The sequence below is a fragment of the Heyndrickxia camelliae genome (genome assembly GCF_002844575.1).
Classification (GTDB): domain Bacteria; phylum Bacillota; class Bacilli; order Bacillales; family Bacillaceae_C; genus Margalitia; species Margalitia camelliae.
Genome location: NZ_PIQO01000005.1, coordinates 162595 through 187196 on the forward strand (window position 1 = coordinate 162595; position 24602 = coordinate 187196).

At 35.2% G+C, this 24602-nt stretch carries 21 protein-coding genes and 3 pseudogenes; 16 read left to right on the forward strand and 8 right to left on the reverse strand.

Features of this window, described 5'->3' with window-relative positions; all coding sequences use genetic code 11:
* Positions 1–251 precede the first annotated feature (251 nt).
* Positions 252–691: pseudogene (locus CWO92_RS09410) on the forward strand (DUF4275 family protein).
* Positions 692–840: 149 nt separating this feature from the next.
* Here the strand turns inward: CWO92_RS09410 and CWO92_RS09415 are convergent.
* The 3 genes from CWO92_RS09415 to CWO92_RS09425 form a co-directional block, all read right to left on the reverse strand.
* A complete protein-coding gene (locus CWO92_RS09415; protein ID WP_101353948.1) occupies positions 841–1464 on the reverse strand; it encodes a DUF2306 domain-containing protein in 624 nt (207 codons plus the stop codon).
* A 291-nt stretch (positions 1465–1755) separates the two neighbouring features.
* Positions 1756–2760, reverse strand: coding sequence for a DJ-1/PfpI family protein (locus CWO92_RS09420; protein ID WP_101353949.1), 1005 nt, complete (start codon positions 2758–2760; stop codon positions 1756–1758).
* 42 nt (positions 2761–2802) lie between these two features.
* Positions 2803–3000: a hypothetical protein gene (locus tag CWO92_RS09425; protein WP_101353950.1), complete on the reverse strand. Its 198-nt coding sequence runs from the start codon at positions 2998–3000 to the stop codon at positions 2803–2805.
* Between the two features lie 226 nt (positions 3001–3226).
* Here CWO92_RS09425 and CWO92_RS09430 point away from each other — a divergent pair, with 226 nt between their 5' ends.
* The 7 genes from CWO92_RS09430 to CWO92_RS09465 all read left to right on the forward strand — a co-directional run bounded on the left by CWO92_RS09430 (position 3227) and on the right by CWO92_RS09465 (position 11850).
* Complete coding sequence (locus CWO92_RS09430) at positions 3227–3913, forward strand: response regulator transcription factor (protein WP_101353951.1); 687 nt, start codon at positions 3227–3229, stop codon at positions 3911–3913.
* Between the two features lies 1 nt (position 3914).
* On the forward strand, positions 3915–5000 hold the full coding sequence (locus CWO92_RS09435) for a sensor histidine kinase (protein WP_101353952.1): 1086 nt from the start codon (positions 3915–3917) through the stop codon (positions 4998–5000).
* Positions 5001–5354: 354 nt separating this feature from the next.
* Positions 5355–6368: a serine hydrolase domain-containing protein gene (locus CWO92_RS09440; RefSeq protein WP_101353953.1), complete on the forward strand. Its 1014-nt coding sequence runs from the start codon at positions 5355–5357 to the stop codon at positions 6366–6368.
* 544 nt (positions 6369–6912) lie between these two features.
* Complete coding sequence (locus CWO92_RS09445) at positions 6913–7152, forward strand: hypothetical protein (RefSeq protein ID WP_101353954.1); 240 nt, start codon at positions 6913–6915, stop codon at positions 7150–7152.
* 221 nt (positions 7153–7373) lie between these two features.
* Positions 7374–7556: a hypothetical protein gene (locus CWO92_RS09450; protein WP_101353955.1), complete on the forward strand. Its 183-nt coding sequence runs from the start codon at positions 7374–7376 to the stop codon at positions 7554–7556.
* 811 nt (positions 7557–8367) lie between these two features.
* Positions 8368–8919: a GNAT family N-acetyltransferase gene (locus CWO92_RS09460; protein WP_101353956.1), complete on the forward strand. Its 552-nt coding sequence runs from the start codon at positions 8368–8370 to the stop codon at positions 8917–8919.
* 870 nt (positions 8920–9789) lie between these two features.
* On the forward strand, positions 9790–11850 hold the full coding sequence (locus tag CWO92_RS09465; RefSeq protein WP_101353957.1) for an immunoglobulin-like domain-containing protein: 2061 nt from the start codon (positions 9790–9792) through the stop codon (positions 11848–11850).
* A 265-nt stretch (positions 11851–12115) separates the two neighbouring features.
* On the opposite strand, the pseudogene CWO92_RS26015 reads toward CWO92_RS09465, so the two are convergent.
* Positions 12116–12445, reverse strand: a pseudogene (locus CWO92_RS26015) (transposase); the annotation flags it as partial.
* Between the two features lie 25 nt (positions 12446–12470).
* Positions 12471–12731, reverse strand: a complete 261-nt coding sequence (locus CWO92_RS25345) for a hypothetical protein (protein ID WP_158175824.1) — start codon at positions 12729–12731, stop codon at positions 12471–12473.
* 295 nt (positions 12732–13026) lie between these two features.
* Here CWO92_RS25345 and CWO92_RS09475 point away from each other — a divergent pair, with 295 nt between their 5' ends.
* Positions 13027–13500: a hypothetical protein gene (locus CWO92_RS09475; protein ID WP_101353959.1), complete on the forward strand. Its 474-nt coding sequence runs from the start codon at positions 13027–13029 to the stop codon at positions 13498–13500.
* Between the two features lie 1418 nt (positions 13501–14918).
* Here CWO92_RS09475 and CWO92_RS09485 read toward each other — a convergent pair.
* A complete protein-coding gene (locus CWO92_RS09485; protein WP_101353961.1) occupies positions 14919–15875 on the reverse strand; it encodes an alpha/beta fold hydrolase in 957 nt (318 codons plus the stop codon).
* A 300-nt stretch (positions 15876–16175) separates the two neighbouring features.
* On the opposite strand from CWO92_RS09485, the pseudogene CWO92_RS26020 reads away from it, so the two are divergent.
* The 3 genes and pseudogenes from CWO92_RS26020 to CWO92_RS09500 form a co-directional block, all read left to right on the forward strand.
* Positions 16176–16339, forward strand: a pseudogene (locus CWO92_RS26020) (PadR family transcriptional regulator); the annotation flags it as partial.
* A gap of 116 nt (positions 16340–16455) precedes the next feature.
* Positions 16456–16809 (forward strand): DUF1048 domain-containing protein, encoded by a 354-nt coding sequence (locus CWO92_RS09495; protein WP_101353962.1) that lies wholly within the window; start codon positions 16456–16458, stop codon positions 16807–16809.
* Positions 16806–17138, forward strand: a complete 333-nt coding sequence (locus CWO92_RS09500) for a DUF1048 domain-containing protein (protein ID WP_101353963.1) — start codon at positions 16806–16808, stop codon at positions 17136–17138. The genes CWO92_RS09495 and CWO92_RS09500 overlap by 4 nt, the downstream gene beginning before the upstream one ends.
* Positions 17139–17831: 693 nt before the next feature.
* On the opposite strand, the gene CWO92_RS09510 is transcribed toward CWO92_RS09500, so the two are convergent.
* The gene (locus tag CWO92_RS09510; RefSeq protein ID WP_158175845.1) at positions 17832–18545 is read right to left on the reverse strand and encodes a GntR family transcriptional regulator; all 714 of its coding nucleotides are present in this window, start codon (positions 18543–18545) and stop codon (positions 17832–17834) included.
* 175 nt (positions 18546–18720) lie between these two features.
* Between CWO92_RS09510 and CWO92_RS09515 the strand changes: the two genes are divergently transcribed.
* The 3 genes from CWO92_RS09515 to CWO92_RS09530 all read left to right on the forward strand — a co-directional run bounded on the left by CWO92_RS09515 (position 18721) and on the right by CWO92_RS09530 (position 21660).
* Positions 18721–20112: a nucleotidyltransferase family protein gene (locus tag CWO92_RS09515; RefSeq protein WP_165786647.1), complete on the forward strand. Its 1392-nt coding sequence runs from the start codon at positions 18721–18723 to the stop codon at positions 20110–20112.
* A 99-nt stretch (positions 20113–20211) separates the two neighbouring features.
* On the forward strand, positions 20212–20940 hold the full coding sequence (locus CWO92_RS09520; protein ID WP_101353967.1) for an SIS domain-containing protein: 729 nt from the start codon (positions 20212–20214) through the stop codon (positions 20938–20940).
* Between the two features lie 375 nt (positions 20941–21315).
* Positions 21316–21660 (forward strand): YunG family protein, encoded by a 345-nt coding sequence (locus tag CWO92_RS09530; RefSeq protein WP_101353969.1) that lies wholly within the window; start codon positions 21316–21318, stop codon positions 21658–21660.
* A 325-nt stretch (positions 21661–21985) separates the two neighbouring features.
* On the opposite strand, the gene CWO92_RS09535 is transcribed toward CWO92_RS09530, so the two are convergent.
* Complete coding sequence (locus CWO92_RS09535) at positions 21986–22894, reverse strand: LysR family transcriptional regulator (RefSeq protein ID WP_101353970.1); 909 nt, start codon at positions 22892–22894, stop codon at positions 21986–21988.
* 143 nt (positions 22895–23037) lie between these two features.
* Here CWO92_RS09535 and CWO92_RS09540 point away from each other — a divergent pair, with 143 nt between their 5' ends.
* On the forward strand, positions 23038–24057 hold the full coding sequence (locus CWO92_RS09540) for an alpha/beta fold hydrolase (RefSeq protein WP_101353971.1): 1020 nt from the start codon (positions 23038–23040) through the stop codon (positions 24055–24057).
* Positions 24058–24602: the final 545 nt, after the last annotated feature.

Here is a 24602-nt window from a genome sequence, read left to right on the forward strand (position 1 = left end):
AGAGTTCTATACAAGCCTCAATGACTGCACTTTATCAAAAAACAGGACTTTACAGGAAACAATATTAAGTTTTGATATTGATTCGGAAAATAAATTGGAATGGAATTTTGTAAAAGTTTTATTCACTTTAACGACAGACGAAATAGCAAGCATTAGCGTACCAACTAACAGAGTGAAAATGGTCATTGTTACTCTGTAGTTTAGGTGTCCTAATAACTCAGGGAATTTACATGAAGCTAGTAAATAGCTAAATGGATATAGTAGATACACTTAAAAATAAAAACATTAAGGTAATCGAAATACCGAAGTGGGGAACGTATTTACGAAATGAATGGGAAAATAATTTCGCCATTCATCTAAGCGATAAGGAAAAATAAGCTATTTATTAGATAATGGTGGTTTTGGTGGCTATCTGTAGCATCTTTTCAGTTATAAAAAGAAGGATTGTATTGAAGGTGAAAAAGCTGCAGAGGCTTTTAACAATGTAAGGAAAAATAAATGCTATGTTTTCTTTCAACATTCTGATTACGCATTACTTCTTGAAAATGCAGCGATGTTTAACACCGATGATTTAACTGATGAAACCAATATAGATATGTACATTGTGGACAAACAATTTCGTTGGACTTTTGTAATAACACACGAAACAGGTTGGTGTGGTCCTTATTTTAGCCCAAAAGGCAAGATATAGATAAAATATGAAAATAAAAATGCTTCGTTAGTTGACCGTCTCATTATTAATTTAGGATCCTTTTGTCGATGTTAGAAAACACTATGGGGGATGAATATTCAAGCTTTGACTAGAATGATGTAGTTTAACATATGATTTAACTTTTGCAATTATTTCCTTCCTATAAGAATGTTTTGTCTAATTGTTATCTCTGCAATAAAAAGATTAATAATCCAACATAACCATACTGCTATCGTATAGGCATTTCCAGAGGGGAAGTTCATTGCATTATGAGTAATGGCTACGATTATATATATAGTCATATTCGCAAAGGAAAGAAAGAAACTTCGAATGATCCATTGACTGTGTAGGATTACTTTTTCTCTCTTGATATACCAAAATCCTAGGATAGTTGTGCCGAGCCATAATGTATTTAAAATTAGAAAACCGATTGTACTTGGCCATCCCCCTGTTGCAAAGAAAGAGACATAAACACCGGGAATGAAATTTATTATGATAGACAGAGCATATAATCGGCCATTCCAGCGGTGAAACTTGATAGATTTTATGCGTATTCTTTTTATCATACCTAATGGACCTGTGAGAAGTGCAATAATAGCCAGCAAAATATGAATACGAATCATTACTATCCATAGGGATTTATTTGTCAGAATTAGATCCTTTCTAGAAATAAATTTTTCAAAAGTAGGATCGACCATAAAATTCTTTGAAAGAGTATGAAATACCCATAGGATTGGGATAATTAAAATAGCAATTCGAATGAATTTTTTCATTAGCTTTTCCTCCTTTAGTCATAATAAAAACAGCAGTCATGATGAAAAGAAAGGTAACCCAGCTATACCAATTTAACATTGATACATTTTCTACTAGTTTGTTATTAAGGTACTTTCATAGAATAATCTTTTTAGATTTCTATACATCGTTTCAATCATGCCGCCAATCAGGACAAACAGCACGATTGCAATCCCTGCCCATAAGATTGAAAGATAGATGAATAACCAAAATTCATCCATCCTTCTGAAATCATAAAAGGAACTATTGCATAATGCCTGCTAGAATTCCTTTTAAGTAATACGATGTCCAATTAATTTTGAAGAGGGAAGCATACCAGCCTTCGCTTCACCAACCATTTGGTTTCCATCTATCGAAACGCTAAACTTTAAAGTAAGACGCATGGGCTTCGTTATTGTCATGGACCATTTTAATTGTTTCCCTTCAAGGGAAGGGTTGTCTAAAGGAACAATCTCTTCTCCTTGCTTTGCGGTTCCGACTATTTGTCCATCATTAGTAGATAAATCTATTAATACAGAAAGCTTTCCTATAGGGGTGGAAATGGTAGTATCCCATTTTCCTAGAAAACCCCATATTTCATTTGATTGAATAGTGCAAGGTTGTATTGTCGCTTCAACTGGATTTTCATGTTTACTTTCTTTGGGTACATTTCCTTCAGCCTTCCAAATCGTCCCCCTTCGTTCGTGTTCAAATAATTGCTCAACAGCATGTGCAATTTGAGGACCTAACTCTCGTTCAACTAAGTAAAGGGCGACATCTATCCCCGATGTCACGCCCCCTCCAGTGATGAGATTACCATCGTCAACGACTCTTGCGTTAACAGGAATAGCACCTGTGGCACTTAAAAGTTCCATTCCCATATGATGGGTAACGGCATGCCGTCCTTCTAATAAACCACCCATAGCTAATATGCAAGAACCACCGCAAACTGTGGTTAGCAAAATATCTGGCTTCATTATAGCTTCTTTTAACAAATGACTTAATTCTGTTTCTGTTGCTTGTTGTAATTTCACAGGCACCGAATCTGGTCCATTATCATGAATAAAACCCGATGCTCCCGGAATAAGAATGATTCCTTTACGGTTTAAATCAAGTTTATCACTTGCTTGAACTTCTAAATGATTTACACCACTTGTTACCAAACGCTTGCCTTCAGCAGATACAAGTTTAACGGTTACTTCCTCGTTTAAGTACATCGCTGCAGCAGTAAACACTTCATAAGGTGCAATGGCGTCTAATAAATCAAATCCATCAAACAACACAATTTGGATATGCATACATATTTCCTCCGTGAAAATAAATTAAGACCATTTGTATCTTTATTTTGTAAGCAGATTTATCAGTCTCTGATATTCCGTCTCGGTCAGTTCCCCCTTGATTACTAGGTCTTTAAGAAGGTCCATTTGCCTGTTATCTTTATAACGATAGCGTATGGAGAATATGCGGACAGCTACAAAACAAAATAGTGTAAGGCAAAATAATGCGCCAAACGGAAAGAATGAGAAAGTGTGATCCATTGGTAATTCCTCCTTTAAAGTAGTTGAATATGGCGTGAAGCCTGCTAATTGTTCCACAATGAAAGAATATCCTTTGAATGTCTCAAATGAATGTATAAAACAATCACAAAATAATCCCAATCCATTAGAAAACTTTATCTTTATTAAAAAAATGATAAACTAAAATCAACTTTCATTTGTTAGGTTGATATATAGAGAGAGTTCATTGAGGAAAGGTGGGATAATCATGAAGGAAGAGCAGACGATTTTAGTTGTTGACGATGATAAAAGCATTGTTGAACTATTGAGGGATTTCTTAGAGAATGAAGGATTTTATGTGAAAACTGCTAATAACACTACTCAGGCATTTGCCGTCCTAGAACAAAATACCATTGATTGCATTGTCCTTGATGTAATGATGCCGGGACAAAATGGTTTTGAGTTATGTCGGCAGATTCGTATGAAAAGCAGCGTACCGATTCTGTTTTTGAGTGCTTTAAGTGATGATGTAGATAAGATTCGCGGCTTAGCACTTGGAGGAGACGATTATATAGTCAAAACCGCTTCACCGGGTGAGATTGTTGCAAGAGTGAAGGCTGTATTACGGCGCTCCAGTTCTCAGCAAGAATGGAATAGGAAGGTCTTGAATTATGGAAGGCTCTCATTGGATTTGTCGACACGAGAAGTTTTTGTGGATGGGCAGCCCATCTCACTCACACCTAAAGAGTATGATTTGCTGCAATTGTTTGCAAAACATCCTAAATATGTATTTTCTTACGACCAATTACTTAATAAATTTTGGGAAGGAATTGGTGACAAACATACAATTCGTGTCCATTTAAGTCGACTAAGGGAGAAAATTGAGGCTGATCCGAATGATCCTCAATTTATCGTTAACGTATGGGGTATAGGCTATCGTTTCAAAGGAGAATAAAATGAAAACCATTCGTATTCGTAAGTTCACCATTCTCTGCTTATTTATTATCCTGATTTTTCCATGGATATTTTATGTGGGAGCGCATTTTCTTGAAACAAAATCGTTCAATCTCGGCATTCAACCCAATTCAAAAATGACTCAAATTATTGCAGTAATTAGTGGTCTACTATTGGCCTTTTTGATTGTTGCCTATACAATGCGAAGATATATTCTCATTCCTCTGGAGAAAATGAGCGCAAGTGCTAGGCAGATTGCAGAAGGAGATTTGGATATCCAGTTACCTTCCTCAAAGATTTCAGAGATTGCTGAAGTCCATAAAGGTTTTCATGTGATGGTAGATAGTTTGAAAAAATCTTATCAGAAACAGGTAGAATTGGAAGATGAACGGAGATTTGTGATTGCTGCAGTTGCGCATGATTTACGGACACCATTATTTGCTTTGCGGGGCTATTTGGAAGGTTTAGAGCAAGGTATTGCTGATTCACCTGAAAAAAAAGCAAAGTATCTGCAGGTTTGTAAGGAAAAATCTGCACAATTGGACCGACTGGTTGAGGACCTTTTCACATTTACAAAGACAGAATTATTGGAGATGGAATTCAAAGAAAATACGGTAGACCTTTCCATTGTTTTACAGAGGTCGATCGACAGCGTTAGTCCACTAGCTCACCAGAAACATGTATCGATCATTATGCACCGATTTGGTGAGAAGTGTGTAGTCCTTGGGGATTCGCACTTATTGGAGCGTGCCATGAACAATTTATTGGATAATGCGGTCAGACATACTCCCTGCCATGGGGAGATTTTTGTAGAATGCTATAAGAATGGCAACAATGTGACCTTTACCATTAAAGATACAGGTAGGGGTTTTTCTTTAGATGAACTTCAACGAGTTTTTGAACCATTATATCGTGGGGAAGCATCGAGAAATCGTTTAACTGGGGGAGCTGGGCTGGGAATGACGATTTCAAAGAGAATCATTACGCAACACAGAGGTGACCTTGTTGCAGGTAACCATTCTGACGGTGGTGCACTCCTAAGTGGTTGGATACCCTTGGCAAACAGTTCTTTCTATTTTCATACTTGAAATCATTATTTAGGAATCTGATTAACTTTCTTTTATCTAGATCCCCTTTCATAAAAATATTTTGCTTTACTATCAAACTAGCAGTGAATCATGACATAAATAATTTTTTTTCAACAATCTGGCGCTTTTCTTTAGTAGGAAGGTGTCTTTTTTGTATGCTACCACACGAAAGATTTACTTAAACTATAGGATTCAATACTTTAAGAAGATAGATTGCTACGATGATTTTAGTTTTTTACAAAAGAGGCAGGCTAGTGGAATAAAGGAATTTGAATTATTTTGAAGAATGTTTAGGAAGGGGGATTAGCGAAGCGTATTTAAAACTTGCTATGAAATAAAAAGGCGGGTGTGGAGATGAATTTAACATTAAATAAAAGTGTTTTTACAGATATCACATTATATACAGAAAAGATAAAACGAGAAATGCATGCATCAGGTTCTGCTTTGGTAATTATGAAAGATAACCGCATAGTACATGAATGGTATTCAGGCACGCATCATTTTGAAAAGGGAGCAAGAAAAATTGATATAGCTTCCCAGTTTAACGTTTACTCAACAAGAGTGACTTATATTGGATTAGCAATAGCAATAGCATTGTATGAAGGCTATTTAAAACTTGATCATAAAATCAGCAATTATTTATTTGAATATGATAAAGAAATTCTTGGGGAAACAACTATTAGACATTTATTAACACGATGTACGGGTTTAAAAATGAAAAATAATAATAAAGTGGAACGTGTATTTAATGCAGGAACAGATATTGAAGGGAAAAAGCCAGATTTATTAGCAAAAATTTTATTCAATGTTACTGGAAGGACAGTAAATGAAGTGCTTACAGAAAGAGTGTTTCATCCTTTAAATTGGACACATACAGAATGGGTTACTGAAGGAAAAAAAACGCTAGTGTGTGATATACATGCACCTAAAAGCTATCCAACTTTTAGACTAGGTTCAAATATCGGGAATGAAAGAAATTTATATGTAAATGCTAGAGAATTGGCAATGTGGGGTAATCTGCATTTAAACAAGGGATTATGTGACGGAAAACAAATACTCCCTAAAGAAATTTTTGATTTTGTTACTACGATCCAAAGCCCTGAAACTTTACCTAAACATTTACCTAAATTTGGATTTTTTTGGTGGGTGAAAAATAACGAGGTTTCCTGTGATTATAATGAATTGAGTTCACATTTACCAGAAGGTTCATACCAAATACTGGGGGCATCTGGCTGTTCATGTACAGTTATTCCTCAATTAAACACAGTTGCTGTTAGGATGTATAATAGCTTATGTGAAAACTTTGACTATATAAAAGACATGGAAAGGTACGGAAAATTATTAATCTCATGTTTAAAGAATTTATAATAAATAACCTTTTCAACAAAAGTTAATCAGCCTTTCTTTTTGTGTTAAAGGGACAGTTATTTGTAATGTATTGTACTTAAATTAATAGATATTGCTATTAATTTAGTATATTTCTAATAAAAAAAGATCATATTGTCCTATAAAAGAGTAGGGGCTTATATAGAGCGGATAAACAAATTCAAGGTTATTCTGGACAAACATTAAAAACATACCATGTTCAAGTTATAATATTGATTCAACACTTTGGGGATATTTCTATATTAAACACGACGAAGTCTTTAAAATGGTATCAATGTTTGGTTTTATTGTATTCATAATGGTTTTTGTGGATGTAACCTAATGGACCATTTATGAATAACGGTTTCTCTTTTTTATTGAAGTAGGATGCGTTAGTTGGCAAAAACAACGATTACCTTAGCAGTTCGTTTATAATTTTGTTTTGCAGCTAACGGTTTGTTGAATGGGTTATTGTTATCTAAAATAGGAATCTAAATATAAATTTAGAATAATTTTAAAGATATACATTATTGGAGGAGGCACGATATTGAAAAATAAAAGAGCGTTATGGATAGGTATAGGATTTCTTTTAGTTGGATTTTTGATTATGTTGGAAAGTTTTAATATCAATTATCCGAGTCAGATATTAGAACAGTATAGGGTTAAAAGTGAATCATTACAAAATTGGCAAGTTTATATTAAGTCAATGGCTGTTTTATTATTCGGATTTATTCTATCATCAGGTGGGATGTTTCTTTTGGTGAATACCTTCATAAAAGAAGAATAAAGAGTGTTTCCTTATGTAATTTACGGGATGCTTGAATTAAGAAGGAGTGCTGCGGCAGTCCTTTTTTATCGGCTAAAGGGGTAGGTTAGTGGAAGAATAACTTTCCTAAAAAAGGAACTATCCCGCCCTTTGAAGAAAGAATATTGAAGAACTGAGGAATAAACATGAAAATAGGAGAATTGGATCAACAAAAATTAAGAAGGATTCTTATACAGTAATTAATGACTGCACTTTATCAAAAAAACGATACTTTACAAGAAACATTGTTAAGTTTTGAGAATGGCTCGGAAAATAAAACGGACTGGAATATTGTAAAAGATTTATTTACTTTAACCAAAGCCGAAATAGCTGATAAATGGTATGGTGGAAAAGACAACTCTATTGGTTTTATCTTTAAAGAATAGTTGTTTTATAACACTGTTATTAAAATGCTAAAAAGATATTGAGATGCCAATGGTGACTATTTTCCTCTTGGACTAAAGGGGCAAAAAATATAGTAAGAAATAAATTATTAGGGGCTTATTTATGAAATATTTCTTGAAGTTAAATGTATTTAGTATTCTATAGGCTATTATGGTATTTGTTCCTCTTGAACTCGTGTTAAATGTGTATAGAATAAGTAGACTAACAAATTGGGAAGTTGGTACGGTAAATATGTTATGGTGAAACCTTAATTGTTGAAATTGTAGGAGGTACAATACTACTCGTTTTCTTAACAAAAAAGTGGTTGGGCGAAAGAAAGACAAACTTTTGGACAGTCATCCTTTGGGTACCCTATTTTGTTCTATTTATTTATGTATTCGCTTCCTTATTTCCAATAACTTATGGTGGAGATTCCCCTAATTCTGTTATTGGTTTTACAGCGATAGGTGGCTTGATAATCTATCCGTTTTATATACTAATTATTAATTTTCTTGGAATGACAAGTGATGATAAGACGATTAAGACTGTTTAAAAAAAGATGGTGCAGAATTGTATTTAAGGGGATGCTCTTTTCGTATTGAAGAAAAGGGCAGTATAGTTGAACAGTTGTTATTAAGAATCATTATCTTTTTCTAAAAAATCAAAATAGCTTATTAATCTTCATTATTTTTATGATATACTAATTTTCAGACTATAAGAGGAAGGGTGTGATATGTATGGCACATACAAATCATTTTATTGATTGTGGCTATAAGACTTATGAAAAACAATTGAGAGGATGGGATCACACCTTTGATAACTGGAGTAAAAGTTGAACTACGGCCTGTGTCGCTAGAAGATTATAAAAGATCATACGAATGGCGAAACGATGAAGAGTTTGCAAAAATGGCAGCAGGTGCTGACTTATTTCACTATAGTCATGTCTCCTTGGATCAGATTGAGTCTGCTTACGAAAAGGAAATTAAAAAACTTGATAAACGTGAAAAAGGGGAATTTTCTATTTACACCCGTGGGGAAAATTCAAAGCATATTGGTTTTATTGTTTATCGTGAAATAAATATTGTCTCACGGCGTTGTACGATTGGGATGGGAATTGGAAATAAAGAATATTGGAACAACGGATATGGATCAGATGCACTGAAGACGCTTATCCATTATTTATTTCAAACCATGAATTTGAATCGTGTGCAGCTTGATACTTGGAGTGGAAACGAGCGTGCAATCCGTTCTTATCAAAAATGCGGGTTTGTCATAGAAGGGCGATTGCGGAACAATTCCTATGCAGACGGAAAGTATTATGATACCGTTGTATTGGGGTTATTAAAAGAAGAATTTCAATATTAATATCTGGTTGTGGGCACCAAGTAAAGGTGCCCACTTTAATTTTAATAACTCAATTATTAGGAATAAAAAGATTAAATTTTCAAAGGTGTTTGTTCTGTTAAATAGGCATTTTTCATTAGTTAGAAGGAGTTTTTTTATATGCTCCTGCATAAAATTGTGAATTTGCCAGTACCCCTAATCCTTCATGCAGTATCAAAGCTTCACTTGTTTACGAGACCTGAGTCCCAACCAGCCTGAATCATGTGTCTACAGGTAGGGTCGAAGCCCAACAGTCAATTACGTTCTACCCTGGCTACTTATATAATTTGACCAAAATAAATAAGGTCATCCAAAAATATTCAACATTCTCGATAACCTAATAATACGACTGCGGCAGTTTAGTGAAACAACAAGGCTGTTTGAGATTTATTAAGGTTCGATAGAAAATGAATAGGAAACTGAGTATATTATACTACCCAGACCCATTAGTTTGAGGTAACTCCTTACCCTTTTTTATTTTAATCCCTACTTATTGAATCCAACAAAGTTAATCCACATTTTATTTAAAGCTGATGCCACTTTTGATTATGAGCAGTAAAATCAAGTTTTAAATACTTGGTATGATTAGTAAAGTTATCTCAATCCAACTTAGAGATTCAATCCCCAACCACTTCAAATCCAATTACAAGAAGATGTAGGTATAGTAAACGGTAATTACTCTCCTAAAATTTGCTCGCCATTCATTTAATTAGTTCAGAACATTAAGGTATTTTGGATTATAAATCGGACTATCCTCCTGATAATGTCGAGTGATTTTTTTGTTATTTGTAGTCCGTTATATAGATATATTTGGTATAATTTAAAAATAAATACAAATTAAGGGGAGAGTATATGAAATCAAAGCTTAGAAGTGGATTATTATTAGCGTGCTTAGTAATGGGGAGTTTGTCGATGCCAGTTATGACACAGGCATCTACAGATCATACCAAACCTACGATTTATGGTGCCAGTAGTAAAATAGTTTATTTAGGCCATTCTTTTAGTAAGTTATCGGGTGTAACCGCAAAAGACAACAAAGATGGAAATCTCACTAGATACATCAAAGTCTCTGGTTCTGTTAATCTCAAGAAAACAGGGGTTTATAAACTGGTCTATACGGTAAGTGACAAGGCGAAGAATAAAACAACGATCAAACGATATATCACGGTTAAGAAAGACACTGTGAAGCCTAAAATATCCGGAGCTACCAGCAAAACAATAAATATAGGCTCAAGATTCAATGCTTTATCTGGAGTTACTGCGAAAGATAGCGTAGATGGGATACTAACAAAATACATTAAAGTGTCTGGGTCCGTTAATACAAAGAAAACCGGTAAATACACTCTTACATATTCAGTCAAGGATCATACCGGAAATAAAGCAGTGGTTTCTCGTATAATTACTGTTCGCGATAACGTAAAACCTGTTCTTTCAGGTATTAAACCTTCTCGAATTAAGGTGGGAAGTACTTTTAACCCATTAACGGGCATCTCGGCAACTGATAACAAAGATGGAAGACTGACTTCTAAGATTAAAGTTTCTGGTTCTGTGAATGTGAAGAAAGTGGGAACTTATACTTTAACCTATTCCGTTACGGATCGTGCAGGAAATACGACTATAGCTAAACGTACAGTAGTAGTAGTAGATACGGTAGCTCCTGTTTTATCTGGGGTAAAAGAGATTCATATTAATCTAGGAACTTCATTTAATCCTCTAACTGGAGTGACCGCTTCTGATAATTACGATGGGAATCTTACTTCTAATATTAAAGTTTCGGGTAGTGTTAATGTAAATAAAGCAGGTTCTTATTCTTTAACCTATTCAGTTAAAGATGCTGCCGGAAATAAAACTACCGTTAAAAGGATAGTAAAAGTGGTTGATACGGTAGCTCCTGTTCTATCTGGAGTTCAAGACTCTACTCTTAATTTTGGAGAATCATTTAATCCTTTAGATGGAATCACAGCTACTGATAATAATGATGGAAATCTTACTCCTAAGATTAAAGTGTCCGGTTTTGTAAATGTCAATAAAGCCGGAACGTACACTCTAATATATACTGTAACGGACACTTCAGGTAATCAGAGCACGGCTAGCCGAAAAGTAACAGTGGTAGATAATGTGAATCCAGTAATTTTAGGTGCAAACAATGTAACAGTAGGGTTAAATACATTTTTTGATGTGTTGAGCGGTATAACGGCTACGGACAACAATGATGGAGATCTAACTTCTAACATTCTAGTAAGCGGTAGTGTAGACACTAGTACAGAGGGACAATATAAGGTGATTTATACGGTGGTAGACGCTGCAGGTAATGAAGTGCAAGTTGAGCGGGTTGTTACTGTTAAAAGGATTGATGTAGAGAGTGTATCAATTTCTGGTCCTGCCACAGTTAAAACGGGGCAATCTATTCAACTAATCGCTAAAATCTTGCCTACTAATGCGACAGTGAAACAGGTGTCCTGGACTAGTTCCGACGATAACGTTGCTACGGTTGATGGAAATGGGCTATTGACTACTAATAATGAAGGAACCGTCACCATTACAGCTACAGTGGATGGAGTAAGTACATCTAAAACCATTACAGTGTCGGATCGACCAAATTTATATCTATATCAATCAAGTTCCATTGTGATGAATGGTTTATATAAAGCCTTGGGTATTTCTATGTATAACTTGGAATCTCAGGAGAGCGTGACGGTTCTAAAGGTTGATGTATATCAAAATAATACCCTGTTTGCATCGTACTCACAGCAGACACTTGAGAATGCTGGTATTAATACAATGATAGCTCCTTCTAAATCCTGGGGTATGAGTATTAATTTTGCATTAGGAATTAGGCAAAACCAAAGCAAAATCGTGGTGACTGTCGAGGTTCCTGATGGAAAGACATATCAATATACATTAAATGTATAAAAATTTAAAGACCGTCGTTCCTTCCTCGACGGTCTTTTATAAAATAGAACTATCTTCATAGATTTACCTTAAAAATCTGAGAGGTGCTTCGTTCTTCGCAGCTTTTTTCTTATGTCACTAAACCAGTTAGTAGTTTATTAATATTTTTCAATAAAACTTAAATATCTCATACTATACTAAAAATGTGCATGCCAAATAACCTCCCGTTATTCTGATTTTGGAAGCTTTATTCCATCTAGTTAGATTTTAGATTCTAATTTATATCTTAGAAAGTTGTTTTATTGTTTAAAATGGCAAAGATCCAGTGTAAGGGCTTATTGACACAAGCAACGACTGCTATTTTAAGAGGTGCTTCTTTACGTTTCATATTATAAAATCTCGTAATTTTTTTATTTCGAGGCATGACTTCATCGCTTGTTTTGCTGTCACGTATGGCACAACGAACAGCCTTTTACAAGGCGTGACGGAGCCTGCAGGACTCTCTTTTTGTAATTCGATTTTTGGTGTATGAAAACTTACCAGATTAAAACACTAGGTTACCCCCTACGAAAGCTACAAATTTTTTAGGATTAATAAATTGATCTATCTCCCCAACACTCTTTTTGAATTTTGCTTAAGATTTAGATATCGAACTTTAAGGTACCAAACTCTTTTAAGATTTCCGGATCGTTATGTGATAAGAATAGGCTCTTAAATGTATCCATCCTTCCGATTTTATCCATATCTTTTTTGTCTAATTCAAAGTCAAAAATATTAAAGTTTTCCATGATCCGTTCTATACAAACCGACTTAGGAATCACAATGATTTCTCTTTGCTTCAGCCACTGAAATCTTCGTTGATCAAATAACATGTAAGATTTGTCTGGATTGAACCAATACAAAGAGAGAGTGCTCGAAGTCCACAATCGTAACCAAGTTTCTCTAGAGAAATGGCAAACAGGCATTGGCGACTTTGACTGTCCGTAGGATCCATTTATCATTCGGTTTTTGCATTGAAATTATGCTAAAGTTTTTGGCTCAAGAGTCTGTGTTCATGTTATAAAAAACTGTTAAAGGGGACAAGTGTGTGTGTGAAGAACGAATTGAGTTGCTCCTTGAAAGTTCCTTTAGAATGGTAAATTTAGCTATTGGGAATAATACGGGTATCCATTACTTTTCTAGCAAAGGGTGACCAACATGTCCATCGCTGTTCTAGCCTTATTAGCTTGGTTAGTTTTGATTGTATTTGCTATTGTTCCTAAGGGTTTAACTCTTTCTGACATAGTTTTTTTGTACTTTCTTATTGGAATAATTACTATTACGCTATTCACTATACTTGATGTTAATTTGCACTGGGTTCCACTCACTCGAAGTGTAGAAGGAGCTTTTGCCATGTATATTGACCGCTTTATTATAATCCCTTTTGCGATTATCTTGTCTGTGTGCATTCTCAATTCGCATTTGAAAGCGATATGGCGCTGGGGATTATCGGCGACAATTGTATTATTCTTATGCGTGGTAGATCGGATATGTATATGGGCGGATCTCATTACTTTCCAAAGGTGGAATGAATTCTTTGCCGTTGTTATGTATGTGGCATTTATTGTTTTAGTATGGTGGATACTCCTGTGGTTTCTTGGCCTTGAAAAAGGAGAATTCAAAAATTCATGAATATAATTCATAATTTTAATATGAACGATTCGTTTATCGTCATTTCACTCTTTATTGGAACTATAGTAGTGTTAATACTGCCAAAACGTTTTACAAAAAAGACAACCTGTAATTACCTCTTGTGCGGCGTGTTTTTTGGTTTCCTTTTTGATCACACTTTAGCTGTGATACCAGTTAGTTATTATGCTATAAATGATAGTACTTCTTTTGAACTGATGGATTTTTTTTCACATGTGATGTACGCACCGTTCAGCTATCTTTTCTTTTATCTGTACGACTTATTCAACATAAGAACCCGTTTTTCTCTATTGTACGTCTTGGTTTGGGTGTTTGTGAGTATCGGGATCGAGTTATTTTGTGTAAGCATAGGGATCTTTCACTATAAAAATGGGTATAACAGCTATTATTCCTTTGTTATTTATTTTTTGGTTCAAAGTACTTGGATAATATTTTACAGGATTATTACAGTATATGGAGATAAAACATATTAACTGTACCCGCTGCGAAAACAAGATAAAGACGATCAGGATGGACGACTAAATCGTTTGGAAAAACAATCAGACGACATTGATTATTCGAAGAAACACATTCAGGACCTACAAAAAGAGATTGCAACTGTACAAGAGAAAAAATAGTGGTAGTTTTGGAAATGACTTTTACCTCTGAATTTGCGAATGGAGAACATTATTAAATATTCTCCATTCGCAAATCTATTTGATTTTATTTAGACTAGTTCAATTATTTTTTAAATACCTTCCCATAGCAATATAAATTCTGTTTTATTTAAACATATATTTTTTAATATTGTTGCTAATTTTTCAAGATTACTTATAGTTTCATCCTTTGTGAATTCATTATTAAATTTATTAAGTGTATAATCGTCTAATTCTCCAGCTATATGTTTTAACTGATTAGTTTGTTTAATAATTTTTCAAAGGAAAAACTGTTTATTATACTTATTCCTGCTATAGAAATGCCTTTTTATGTTGCAGTCTTTTTTGTGAATTTTTCTAAATAATTTAGGTTTTGTACAGATAAATGATCAAAATCAATATTATTTGGATAATAATAGGTCCCCAATAAAAGAATATCTTTTATTCGGTCTAATTTTTTAATTACCTTCAAATAGATATAGTTACTTATTGAATTGAACAAAACCAAATTATTTATAGAAATAAATTTCGTTGCATCCTATAAATTATGGTATCTATTATTGAGAATATTGGATTAACTCCTACGTTTCACTTGTTGATCTTTTAGCCGTAAGTTCTCGGCGTCTTGTTTTGATTACGTACCTTCCTGCAAGACTTTTGGCATCGTTGCATTGCCGATTATTATGACTATTATTGTACATGAAACAGGGAGGTTGTTTCATGCATGAAATAAACCCAAGAGAAAAATGGTAGAAACATATACTGTTATTTTTGATCCAAATGATTAATATTAGAAATATTATTTATACTCTCTATAACTACTTTTGGATGAAGATGAGGGATCATGTGACCAATATTAGGGATACGCTTATATATAGCATGGGGAATATCTTTCTTTAATCGTTCGGCTTGCTCAATTGTACTGAATGGATCCTTCTCTCCAACTACTATAACGATGGGAACTTTTATTTCCTTATATCTTTCACTTAAAATTTTCGAGGTTTCTGGAAAGGCAAGAACATCTTCACGATTCGCTTTAAAGTGACCTGGACGAAACCCTAATGCATATACTGCTTCCATATACCCCTCCGGTACAGGTTCAGGTGCAAATGTCTCTCTCACCATCGAAGTTGCCATCCCTTTAGCTAATGGCGTTTTTAATAGGGTATTTAAAATGATATTTCCTAAAATTGGTGTTGTGACCATTTTAGATAATGCATCACCATGTTCTGCTGGATACCCTTCTTTATACATAGCTCCTGCTAATGTTACAATTCCAGCTACCTCATTGGGAAATTGTAAAGCATATGATAGAGTCATGGTACCACTCCACGAATGTCCAACTAGAATAATAGGTTGGTCAACACCAATTTCTTTTAATGCTTTATGAATAAGGCTTGCTTGGGAGATTGGAGTGATTTCTACCTTGTTTGGTCTATTACTATATCCATATCCCGGTCTGTCAAAAGCAATTGCATGATACCCTTGTTTAGATGCTAACTGAACTAAATCTGTAAAATCCCGGCTTGAAAGCATTCCTCCATGAAGAAACACAACAGGCTGCCCGGTTCCTTCAGATATGTAATGTAATTTATAATTACCTACGGTTATAAATTTCCCGTCTGGCGGAAAGGCTTCTTCTGATTTTTTAAATTGCACCTGACTATAGGTGTATAGCAGTCCAATGACTATAAGGAAAATGAATAATACAGAAATAAACATTCTTGTTCCTCCTTAGCTTTTCATTCAATTACTTGTATTTATGATTGTATTGGTTAAAATTTTCGTAATTTCCTATATTTTGTTGACATTATACTATTTGTTGTAAATTTTAACAATTTTTATAATTGGTTTTTCAAATCCGTGGGAATTGCGTCTTATTCATATTCCTGGCGGCTCCAAGGGTTTTTGGTGGAAAATTCTATTGTTGACATGTGACACTATTCTGCGTTACTATATACCTGTATTAAGTAATACAGAATACTTGTGTTACAGAGTACTGAAAATATAAGTGAAATGCAAATGGAGGAAAATATTACAAAAATCCTGAAAGTGGTACTTGAGGGTGTATATTTTGAGATCATCAGCCGTGGTGAAACATATGGTATGAAATCACGCAGCAGCTGCGAGCACTGGGCTTTAGCGACATTGTGGAGGAAATAGTTTACACCATCACGATGCGGATCGTGCTCTCAGCAATGATGCAAAATCGAAGGTTGAAAAGCAATGCTATAAACTCAACGATGTGATTCAATAGTAGAACTTTGCTGAATAGCTTATTATCTTAAAGGAGGAGTCTACAATGAAATTTTTAGAGAAAATCACCGGCAGCGATATGACTAAAGAAATGAAAGGTTTTGAAGCACGAGCAAAAGTCTTGCCAGCTGAATATCAAACTGCTTGGAAAGAAATTATAAGTAATCTCTGGATTCATGGAGATTTCACCGGTCGTAATCTGATGCCGATTCTTGACAGTGCTCTTGAACTTTTAGAAGTAACATCAGCAGACGGACAGAGCGTTGAAGAAGTACTAGGAGATGATATAAAAGGCTTCTGTGCAGCTCTTGTTGGTAACGAAGGCGCAAAGACTTATAGAGATAAATGGCGTGACCAACTCAACAAGAACGTAGCAAGAAAATTAGGAGGATTGAAATGAGTATCAAAAAAATCATCGAAGGCAAAAAAGAATGGAGAGCCCATATTTCGCGTATCAAGGAACTTCCAAAAGATTACCAAATCGTCTATAAAGAGATCCAAAAATATCTTTTCAAAGTCGGTCCTGTTGAGCTAAACGAAGGTATCGGACTGCTTACGGAAATTCTCAGCTTCTTTGAAGAAGGTGCAGCTGCTGGGAAAGGTGTGCTTGAAGTCACAGGAACAGACGTTGCTGCTTTCTGTGATGCGCTGATTGAAGATTCAAAAACCTACGCTGATCTCTATCAAGAATCGGTCAATCAAAAAGTCAATAATCCTATGAAAAAATAGAAAGAATGTAGTACTTGACGACAAAATTTAATCGAACCTTTGCCAAAGTACTGTGCTAATCTCCCAAACTCGAAAGTATTCGAGTTCGAGAAGTGCCGCAAATAAAAGAAAGAATCAAAATGGAAACAATGATAAAATTTGAAGGATTAAAAATCCTTCAAAGAAAAAAGTCCTCAGAGGCTGAAATAACCCTCCAAATCAAGATTTTGATATTTACCAAATTGAAATACTCAAAAAAACGTGAGTTTGATTTGAAAAATGAATTCTTCTTGTAGAAATAACGGATGCATTCCTTTAATAAGGATGCTTTTTTTCTTTTTGAAAGTAAAGGAGAAGATTAGTTTACAATTATGTAAGGGAATAGTTGAAAATCAAATATTTGAAGAGTTTGAAGAACAAAAAGGAATTAGCTTGTTCCATCATTCTTCTAACGCGAGTTCTACAGATGATTATTTATCGATAGCTTTCTGGCAGCTGGTGCCGTTAATGCAATTGACATGGCAATCGCACCATGAAGACTAATTGCATTTTTTTTATTTGATATAAGAAATCACCTCAGATTTTTTATTTTTTTGGTAAATACCAATGTAGTTGAAGGTATATATCAATTTATTGAAACTTTATAGATATCCGAAAATTCCATAAATCTCCTTTTTTTTTAAAATAAAAAGCGGATCAATAATTGATCCGTAATTAACGATAAATTTCCGTCTCGATATTATATCTATCTCCCCTATAAACAGAATGAGCAATTTCAATAATAGTATCATTTTGATCGAAAGTTACCTGTCTTAAACGAAAAACCGGTGTCGTGTAATTTATCTGAAGTAATTCTGACTCCTGTGGGGTTGGCATTCCTACTTCTATTTTTTGCTGAGCCTTTATAATTTTTATATTATATTCATCTTCCAAAATTTGATAAAGTGATTCGTTCTGAAAATCCCTATCTTCAATTCCGGGGAACCGATTAATTGGCAGCATACTTGTTTCAATCGCAAGGGGCTCAAGATCTGCTAATCGTAGACGTTTTAATATGAGCAAGTTCCCCTCTGATCTTAATTCAGCAGCCATATTCGCCGAGGGGTTTGTAATGATATTTTTCTCACAAATCTTAGACCCAGGCATCATTCCTCTTAAACTCATATCCTCACTAAAACTTTTTAATTTTTTTCCATGAGGAATTTTATTTTCCGCTACATAAGTTCCGCTTCCATGCCTCCGAACGAGAACATACTCATTAACAAGTTCTGAAATTGCTTGCCTAACAGTTACACGACTCATTTCAAACAATTCTGCAAGCTCCCGTTCAGGGGGTAACACATCACCAGGTTTTAACTCCCCCCTTTCAATCTTTTTGATTATTATCTGTTTAAGTTGTTTATATAAAGGTATTTTTTTTGAACTCATTTCATTCCTCCACATTTTCAATCACTCTATTGACATTATAACCAAAAACTCATACTATTTAAAGTAAATTGATAAATACCAATTATGAAGGGTGGTATTAATATGATGAATTGGTCGTTATAATTGGTTATTTTAGTGTATGAACGATTTATTAAATAAAATTGGAGTGATTACTGTGAAAACAGCCATTATACTAGCGGCGGGAAAAGGTAAAAAAATGTGGCCATATAATGAATATTGGCCAAAGGCGGCTTTACCAATAGCAAACCAAGGAAACATTGTCCATTTAGTAAATCATCTTAAGAGTTTATCGTTTGAACGAATTATTGTTACCACAAGTTACTTGGGTCGTAGGATCAAATCCCTTCTCTGTGAAATAGAAGGGATTGAATTAATTGAACTTTCAGCTACAGAAGGGACCGCAGACTCTTTAGAAAGGGTTGTGCACGATGTTCATGATCCCAACCTTTTTGTTTTTTTTGGAGACCTATTTATTACCCGGGAACGATTAAGAAGTTTTATTAATGCTTATGAATTGCAATCAGATACTTTGGATGCTCTTATCTTATCAAAACCAATTGGAAGCGAGCACGCACAGGATTGGTTTGGGATCTCTATAGGAGAGAATCAACGGGTTAAAAATATTTTTGGACACCCTCGTCCACATTATGTACAGGAAAGAGTAATGGGGGCTTTTGCTTTAAAAACTAATGCGCTAAAAAGAATGCTGAACCATAATCCAGGCTTCATGAAAAGTGTGCCTACTGGAGTTATGCCACAGCAAGAAGTTGAGTTAGAGCAATGCTTGCAATGGTTAGTGGAAGAAGGATACAAAGTTTTATCTTATCCGATATCGAACGGAGCGATTGATATAGATAAACCATGGCATCTTTTGCAGGCGAATCATCTTGCTTTATCCGAAATGACAAAAGTACTTGAAAAAAATGAAATTCATGAGACGAGTGAAATCCATTCGACAGCCGATATTCAGGGATATGTAAAGCTAGGAAAGCATGTAAAGATAGGTAAATATGTAACGATCAAAGGAAATGCCATAATTGGTGACTATACTACACTAGATAACGGTGTCGTGATTGAAGGAAATGTAGTAATTGGTTCCCATTGTCGGATAGAAAATTTTTGTCGGATTGGATCAGACAGTGTAATTGGACATAAAAATCGGATTGGTCATTGTGCAGAATTCAAGGGAGTTACTTTTGATAACGTTAGTTTCATTCATTTTGGTGAAGTTTTCGGAATTATTGGTGAATCTACAGATATAGCAGCTGGAGTCACTGTAGGGATTACCCGTTTTGATGACCAGCTCCAAACTCAAATTGTGAATGAACGTAAAGAAATTCCCGAAGAATATGGAAATGCCGTTTACTTTGGTGATTTTACTCGTACAGGTATTTTGAGCCTATATATGCCAGGGATAAAGGTAGGCAGTAATAGCATCATTGGATCTGGAGTTATAGTGGAGAAAGATGTACCTTCAAAGACTTTACTATATGCCGAACAAACCACTATTGAAAAAAAATGGGGCCCTCACCGTTATGGCTGGTAAATCGAAATTATTGTTTCACGGTCAGAGAACAAACTATAAAAAGAGTCTAAAAGTTTTTATGAATAAATTTAACTATCTTTATTTAAAGGGGGAATAACAATGACATCACTATTTAACGATTACTGCAGGTTTTTTAATAATATACTGTTCGAAGTTCAAGATACGCAAAAAAAAGCGATTATTGATGGGGCAAACCTTATATCTACGGCTATTATGAATGGAGGAAGATTTTATGTATTTGGTTCAGGGCATTCCCATATGATTGCTGAAGAAATCTACAATCGGGCAGGGGGGCTAGCATTCGTAACAGCGATCTTACCGCCTGAACTGATGCTGCATGAACGTCCAAATAAAAGTACTTACCTAGAGAGAATCGAAGGGCTAGGTAAATCATATCTAAATTTGCACCAAGTGACCGACAAGGATGTAATTATGATTGTTTCAAATTCAGGGAGAAATATCGTTCCGGTAGAGATGGCCATAGAGTCTCGTAATAATGGTACAAAGATCATTGCCATGACAAGCATGAAACATTCCAAAGATGTTACCTCAAGACACAAGAGTGGAAAAAAATTATATGAACTTTCGGATGTTGTACTCGATAATGGTGCTGCTATTGGCGATGCAGGATTCCATATTCCAGGTACTGATATTTATTCTGGAGCAACATCAGATGCAATTGGATGTTTTCTAGCCCAAGCACTCATTGTCGAAACCCTGCAGCAATTAGTAAAAAAAGGTTTTCAATCTCCAGTATTTAGAAGCTCGAATGTAGATGGGGCAGATCAATTTAACGATGAGCTTTTTGATAAATATGTGAAGTGGTAGGTAGCTTTATCATAACTCGATATAAAAGTGAGTATACAAATTTTATTGTAAGCAAAGTAAATGACCATGACCTACGAATAGCTGTAATAAATGGGGAATATCATTGGCATAAGCACAAAGATTGTGATGAACTGTTTTATGTTTTAGAAGATGAACGGTCTATTAATATATAAAATAATAATACAGTTTCTCTAAATCTAGGTGAAAAATTTACAATTCTAGCTAATACAATGTATAGAACTCACTCAACTAAAGGTTTAAAAGGTATCTAATGATATAATGGGACGACTAAAATTAAAGTGGAATACCCGGCTGTCATTTCAGGCAATTTTTGCTTGTGTTAAAGTTCGTAACTCTATAAAGGAGAATCTTTGAATGAGTAAATCATCATTAATAGAAGACATAGAAAAGGCATTATTAAACTCTTGGTCAATTAACTCAAGTTCAAAATGGTCTATAGTTAATCCAGCAAGAGGACAGTGTGGTGTGACTGCATTGGTAGTTAACGACATACTGGGTGGTGAGATAAAAAAGACAATGTTATCTGAAGGATGGCATTTTTATAATGAAATCAGCGGTAAGCGTTGTGATTTTACGGCTTCTCAGTTCAATGAAGATATTGAGTATATGGATATTCCGTCAAATAGAGAGGAAGCATTCTTAGATACAAATCAGAAACAGTACGATTACTTAAAACAAAGTGTAAAAAATCATTTATAAGATACGTAAAGTAAACAGCAAATGAAGGTATATCAAGCGAAGCAGACCTATTTAATGAAGGGGAAAAGAGTTAACGAAACAGCTGCCAATTTGGTGGCTTTTTCTGATTCAATCAAAGGGGCAGTATAGTTTAGGTGAACTCTTCACGAGACCCTAGTTGTACGGTTGTTAAAATCCTCATAATAAAACGCAAAAAAACTTATTATTTATATAGGTGTAAAAGTAAAGCACCTTAGTTATCACACCAAGCTGCCTTAGTACTGTATGAAAGTTAAAATTTCCTGATAGAAAGTACCAATTAGATAGGAGAATATCGCTGAATAGGCTAGACGGTTTTATTCTCCTCCTCTATAACTATAACCTCTCTTGCTACTTCTATGAAAGATAATATGATTGGTGAAAGCCACTTGTCTTTATGCCATGATATATGTGTATAGACGTGCAAGTCCGGAATTTGCCACGGAAGAGCAACAAGTTCCCCCCGTTCAACTTCGGCTTCCACGGTTATTTCCGGAAGAAAAGCAATACCGATTCCAGTAATTGCACATTGCTTGATGGCTTCGGCATTTTGAAACTCTAAATATGTAATATCATCAATACCCTTTTTCTCAAATGACCGGTCAAACATAGTTCGATAGGTACAACCTTTTTCATTAACCAGGAACACTTCCCCCTGAAAATCTTCCAGCTGAAGTGCAGTTAGTTTCAAGAGTGGATGGTCTGGAGCGACGAAAAAGCGGAAAGTTTCTTCTAGTAATGGTTCCACTGTAAGTCCCGTCGAGAGAATGGTTTCGTCCAGCATAAAGACGACATCCGTGGTTCCCTCAAAGAGCGTTTGCTTGAGTTCCTGATTTGGAACAGAGCGAAAGATGAGACGAACTCCTGGATAGCGTGAACGAAATAGACGGAAGACAGCTGGAAGTCGATAGGCGCAAAGAACTTCGTTAGCGCTTATCGTTAGGGTGCCACTTAGATTTTCATTATCATGTACGGAACTGCGAGCTTCGTCCAATTTGTCTAGAACACTTTGGACATGAGTTAAAAAGCGCTTACCCGCAGTTGTGAGCACAAGTTGTTTGCCCAATCGGTCAAAGAGCCGAACATCAAGCTCATCCTCCAATGCTTTTATTTGCATCGTGACGTTGGAGGGAACGTAATTCAAAACTTCCGCGGCTCGACTGAAATTTAGTGTATAGGCAACCGTGCGGAAAGTATTCAGTTGGCGTAATTCCATCATACTACCCCCATTTACTTTCAATATTATTGAAAACTACTTTGAATTTTATTCACTTTTTTTGAGGTTATCACAGGTTTATACTAACAACAAGAAATACATTCTAAATGTTTGTGTTTTATTTTGAAGGGAGCGACAATACAATGGATTATGAAATTTTTGATTTAGGTGACGTTACCTTACAATCTGGAGTGACGCTACCGAGTGCTTTTCTTGCTTATAAGACTTATGGGAAATTGAATGAAGAGAAAGACAACGTGATTGTCTATCCAACTGCTTTTGGCGACCAGCATGTTCAGAATGAATGGTTGATTGGAAACGGTATGGCATTTGATCCGCAGAAATATTTCATTATCGTTCCAAATCTATTGGGAAACGGATTATCTTCGTCTCCTAGTAATACGCCGCCTCCATTTGACCGTGCTAATTTTCCACAGATAACCATCTATGACAACGTTAAATTACAATATCGGCTGGTGACCGAAAAATTCGGCATTCAAAAGATTGCACTTGTAGTTGGATGGTCAATGGGAGGCATTCAATCATTTCAATGGAGGGCAAGTTACCCTGAGATGGTGGAACGAATTGCACCTTTCTGCGGAGGTGCAAAGACTTGGCCCCAAACGTATGTGGTCCTAGACGGGATGAAAGCTGCGCTCATGGCCGCAGTTGGCTTCGATTCAAGTAAACTAAATCAATTGACTTCTGTTGACATGCGCGCTGTTGGTCGTGTCTATGCAGGATGGGGCTTATCACAGGCATATTACAGAGAAGAACTTTATCGTGATATGGGATATGATTCATTAGAAGCTTTTGTGACTGGCGTCTGGGAAGATAGCTTTATGAAGATGGATCCGCACAATGTCCTGGCCATGTTATGGACAGGACAATTTGCAGATATTAGTGTCAACCCCATATATAACGGAGATTTTGATCAGGCACTCAAAAGCATTAAAGCGCTTGCTTGCGTCATGCCAGGGAGTACGGATTTATTCTGTACTGCAGACGACAACAAATATGAGGCAGAGATTATACCTAATGCTGTTTTTAATCCTATCCAGTCGATCTGGGGCCATTTTGCAGGTCGCGGAATCAACAGTGTCGATAATAAATTTATTAATGACAACCTAAAACGCTTGTTGGCGCTTAGTACAAATGGATAGAACATTAGTTGTATCTATTCCGAAAAAAATGTCAAGGTAGACAAAAAAATATAAAGCTAGATATCAACAAAAGCCAAAATGATTTTCAGTGATTAATAAGAGGATGGAAAAAGATTAGGTGATGTTTACCCGTCTTTGGTCAAGCCTAACGTGGCAATCTATCTGGATAGTTCCCTAAAGTACGATAATGCAGAATATCCGGGTGACGGAATTGAACATAGTATTGTGGAAGAATTGTAAACGGCGGAATTAGAGCGCTACTTGGCTTTGAAAGATTGGGTAGATGTCTAAAAAGAATAGTAGAAAAAATGGTTCCTAAAAATATATATATTTTCAACACTATTCTAAAACATAGACTTAAATTAAAGACAATTGTGAAGAAATGCTCCAGCTGCCAATTTGGTGGCCTTTTCTTATTTGACTAACTAGGCAGTTTAGTTAAAGAAGAAATATTGTAATTATTTTTTATTGAATTTTGATTAAATTGAGTTTAGGATAAGCAAATGACAAACTTTGGGGGGGCACTATGACCATTTATTTAATTC

What these genes read in the sequence shown, in the direction of transcription:
- CWO92_RS09435 (WP_101353952.1), top strand. Translation starts at nt 3,915, where the DNA reads ATGAAAACCATTCGTATTCGTAAGTTCACCATTCTCTGCTTATTTATT.
- CWO92_RS09425 (WP_101353950.1), bottom strand. Translation starts at nt 3,000, where the DNA reads ATGGATCACACTTTCTCATTCTTTCCGTTTGGCGCATTATTTTGCCTT.
- CWO92_RS09530 (WP_101353969.1), top strand. Translation starts at nt 21,316, where the DNA reads ATGAGTAAATCATCATTAATAGAAGACATAGAAAAGGCATTATTAAAC.
- CWO92_RS09495 (WP_101353962.1), top strand. Translation starts at nt 16,456, where the DNA reads ATGAAATTTTTAGAGAAAATCACCGGCAGCGATATGACTAAAGAAATG.
- CWO92_RS09520 (WP_101353967.1), top strand. Translation starts at nt 20,212, where the DNA reads ATGACATCACTATTTAACGATTACTGCAGGTTTTTTAATAATATACTG.
- CWO92_RS09485 (WP_101353961.1), bottom strand. Translation starts at nt 15,875, where the DNA reads ATGTTTATTTCTGTATTATTCATTTTCCTTATAGTCATTGGACTGCTA.
- CWO92_RS09475 (WP_101353959.1), top strand. Translation starts at nt 13,027, where the DNA reads ATGTCCATCGCTGTTCTAGCCTTATTAGCTTGGTTAGTTTTGATTGTA.
- CWO92_RS09420 (WP_101353949.1), bottom strand. Translation starts at nt 2,760, where the DNA reads ATGCATATCCAAATTGTGTTGTTTGATGGATTTGATTTATTAGACGCC.
- CWO92_RS09500 (WP_101353963.1), top strand. Translation starts at nt 16,806, where the DNA reads ATGAGTATCAAAAAAATCATCGAAGGCAAAAAAGAATGGAGAGCCCAT.
- CWO92_RS09510 (WP_158175845.1), bottom strand. Translation starts at nt 18,545, where the DNA reads ATGAGTTCAAAAAAAATACCTTTATATAAACAACTTAAACAGATAATA.
- CWO92_RS09540 (WP_101353971.1), top strand. Translation starts at nt 23,038, where the DNA reads ATGGATTATGAAATTTTTGATTTAGGTGACGTTACCTTACAATCTGGA.
- CWO92_RS09535 (WP_101353970.1), bottom strand. Translation starts at nt 22,894, where the DNA reads ATGGAATTACGCCAACTGAATACTTTCCGCACGGTTGCCTATACACTA.
- CWO92_RS09415 (WP_101353948.1), bottom strand. Translation starts at nt 1,464, where the DNA reads ATGAAAAAATTCATTCGAATTGCTATTTTAATTATCCCAATCCTATGG.
- CWO92_RS09430 (WP_101353951.1), top strand. Translation starts at nt 3,227, where the DNA reads ATGAAGGAAGAGCAGACGATTTTAGTTGTTGACGATGATAAAAGCATT.
- CWO92_RS09440 (WP_101353953.1), top strand. Translation starts at nt 5,355, where the DNA reads ATGAATTTAACATTAAATAAAAGTGTTTTTACAGATATCACATTATAT.
- CWO92_RS09450 (WP_101353955.1), top strand. Translation starts at nt 7,374, where the DNA reads ATGACTGCACTTTATCAAAAAAACGATACTTTACAAGAAACATTGTTA.
- CWO92_RS09465 (WP_101353957.1), top strand. Translation starts at nt 9,790, where the DNA reads ATGAAATCAAAGCTTAGAAGTGGATTATTATTAGCGTGCTTAGTAATG.